Annotated in this window: 2 protein-coding genes and 1 pseudogene; all 3 read right to left on the reverse strand. The window is 47.6% G+C overall.

Annotated elements, in window-relative coordinates; genetic code table 11:
• Window positions 1–109: 109 nt before the first annotated feature.
• Window positions 110–1777 (reverse strand): annotated as a pseudogene (gene tet(W) / locus FYJ80_RS11425) (tetracycline resistance ribosomal protection protein Tet(W)); the annotation flags it as partial.
• A gap of 640 nt (window positions 1778–2417) precedes the next feature.
• Entirely contained in the window at window positions 2418–2558 is a 141-nt protein-coding gene (locus FYJ80_RS11435) for a Maff2 family mobile element protein (protein WP_116443967.1), read from the reverse strand.
• A gap of 78 nt (window positions 2559–2636) precedes the next feature.
• On the reverse strand, window positions 2637–3029 hold the full coding sequence (locus FYJ80_RS11440; protein ID WP_456236615.1) for a TraM recognition domain-containing protein: 393 nt from the start codon (window positions 3027–3029) through the stop codon (window positions 2637–2639).
• Window positions 3030–3140 lie beyond the last annotated feature (111 nt).

Genomic DNA, 3140 nt, shown 5'->3' on the forward strand with positions numbered 1-3140 from the left:
TTTTATATCTTCTTAGTTCCATTTAATTTGATTTTTATCTTTATTTAATTTGATTTTGCATTTATTTTGACTTACTTTTCTTGTTTTATTTTGATTAGAAAATCTTTAAATAAAATGACGTTCTATAGTATTCCTGGGGCGCATAGAGGATGAAGGAGAGATAAGGTTCCAGCAGCTGCGTCCCCGATTCCTTCAATGCCTGTTCCAATACAATCGGGGCCAATGAGCGGAAGTCCGCCGGCGTGCTGACCGGACTGTAATAAAGCCCGTATTCAAAGCAAATCTTACAGTCCGTTACGTTCCAGCCGAACAAGCCCTGCTCCAGCCCGTAACGGATACCATCCCTGACAGCGTTTTGAAAACTCTGGTTCAAGTATCCCAGCGAAACCCGGCTCTCGTATTGTACACCGGAGCCAAGCGAGAGTGGTGTAACAGACAGTCCTATGGATGCCCAAAACGGGTTGGGCGGCACCTCGATATGGATGGTGTGGCTGGCTGCTTTGAGCGGCCGCTCCATATAAATGACGGAGGGTTCCTTTACCACTGTTTCAAGCTTGTATTTTTCCGACAGCAAAGCGGAAACAACCTCCAACTGCACCCGGCCCAAAAAAGAAAGAATGATCTCATGGGTGATGGAATCCACTTCGCAACGCAAAAGCGGGTCAGTATCCGCAAGTTGCGTAAGAGCGTCCAGCAGCCGTTCTCTTTGCGCTGCCGTTTTCGGCGCAATCGTCGTCCGCAGCATGGGGAGGGGGTCCTCGCGCCACCTTTTACGAGGGAGCCGGGTTTGGTCCCCTAATACATCGTTTAACCTCACGCTGTCGCTGGGAAGGATAACAATTTCACCCTGATAAGCGGTGTCTGTCCGAACAATTTCCCCTTTGGATGGAATACGCATCTCTGTGATTTTCAGCTTTTCTCTCCCGGCCAGGGCCACCGTATCCCGCAGGCGCAGCGTTCCGCTGTATAACCGTAGATAGACACGCCGCTGGCCGCAATCGGTGTACTCAACCTTGAAAACGCTGCCGCATAGGGCGGCGCCCCCCTGTTCCCCAATCGGTTGGAACAGCCCTGTCACCGCATCCATCAACGGTTGAATGCCAAGGCCATTTTTGGCGCTGCCATGATAGACTGGGAACAGGGAGGCGTCTTGAACCCGCTGCTGTTCCTCCCGCGCAAGTTTTTCCCGGCTGATTGGTTCTCCTGCGATATACTTTTCCAATAATTCATCGTTATTTTCGATGACCGCATCCCATGCTTCTATGTCGGTATTTTCCTCCAGGACTATTTCCGGGGACAGCGACACCGTCTGCTTGATGATAATATCGGCGGAGAGCTTATCCCGAACAGACTGAACCACGCTCTGCAAATCAACGCCAGCCTGGTCGATCTTGTTGATAAAGATAACGGTGGGAATGTTCATTTTCCGCAGGGCATGGAACAGAATACGGGTCTGGGCCTGCACGCCATCTTTAGCGGAGATCACCAAGATGGCCCCATCTAAAACAGCCAAAGAGCGGTACACCTCCGCCAAAAAATCCATGTGGCCGGGCGTATCCACAATGTTAACTTTACATCTGTGCCACTGGAAGGAAGTGACTGCCGCTTGAATGGTAATCCCACGCTGCCGCTCCAAAAACATGGTGTCCGTCCTCGTTGTCCCTTTTTCGACGCTCCCCGGTTCTGAAATGGCTCCGCTGGCATATAGCAGGCTCTCCGTCAAGGTCGTCTTTCCAGCGTCTACATGGCCAAGAATTCCAATATTGATTATTTTCATGTGATTGTCCTCCCTTTACAGCCCCAAAGGGCATAAAAATCCCCAGCAGTAAAATACTTTTACCACTGGGGATTATAAGTTGCGGACATACACATATACAGCATACACCTGTTTGTGATTGCTGTTTTTGGGGATATGTCAAAATTGATAAGGCAAAAGTATTCTTAAATTGGGTACAAAAAACTAAGCCCCTACAAAAGGAGCTATCATAATCCTTTGTTCCCACTATTTGATTATAGTTTTATTTAAGAATACCTTGCCGCATATTTTTTACTCCTGTTCTGGATTAAATCATTGTATCACATCAGTTTTAGGAAAGCAAGTACCTAAAAGAAATTTTTCTTCCCCTTATATGTAACAATCATACCGGCTTCCTAGCGTTCAGAATGTTTTCTGCTGTCTGCTGTGGTGTTTGGTTGGAATTGTCCAACCAAAAGCCGATCCGTGGTGTTGTCTGCATTTTACTAAATACAAATTCAATGTATACAGAAAGATATAAGGAGTGGGAGGGATTCCGCCGTAGTTGGCATTGTAGGAAAATCCAAAAGTTTAGATTTTCCCACAATGCTTATCTTTTGGTCTTTGGTTCGGAATAGTGTAGTGCTGGCGGTCTATCTCTTGTTTTCGGTTGCTTGCTTCCTTACCGTACATGAGCATTAGCGCCGGGGTTGTCCTGGCCGTAGCCCTCCAGAAGATTAACGCCGCCCCAGACGCACAGGCCGCCGCCCAGTCCGATCACGATCGTCTGCAAAGTGTTCACTGCGCTGTTGAAAAATTCCATAAATGGCCTCACTTTCTGCCGCGTTTTGCGGCTCACAAAATTGTTTGATTTGGTTTTGGGTATGAAAATAGCCGCTGCTTATTCAGCGGCGGCGTCCCCATCCGACAGGTCAATTTCGTACAGGTCGAAAACCTCGTCCTGCGTTACCACTTGCTGCCGTTTCCGGCGCGTAGCGGTCAAAAACCTGTCCACATCAAAGGTGTTTTTCTTGTCGGCGTCAGCAAGGTATTTGTAGCGCGGGTGCTTGGTAATATCGAATTTCTCCGATAAAAACGGGCGCACACCCCGTAGCTGCAAGATGCACTTGCCGCCGTCCATCACAGCGATTTCGTCTTGGCTCATCAGCTCCTTTCCTAATTTTTGATAGTTCAGTCCGTGGGATGTCTGGCTTCCCCGGTTCTCGCTGGTGTTGAAACTGTCAATAGTTTCTTTCCCCAGCGCGTCGGAGATTTCCTGTAAACGTAATTTCACCGCTTATTTATTTAAAAAGGACAGCTCTTTAAACTGTCCTTATGAATAAAAGATTTAATTGTTTAAATACCAACTTAATGGTTACAACCTCTGAGAACATAAGGCTCTGTT

It is taken from the genome of Bullifex porci (assembly GCF_009695635.1).
GTDB classification, from domain to species: domain Bacteria; phylum Spirochaetota; class Spirochaetia; order Sphaerochaetales; family Sphaerochaetaceae; genus Bullifex; species Bullifex porci.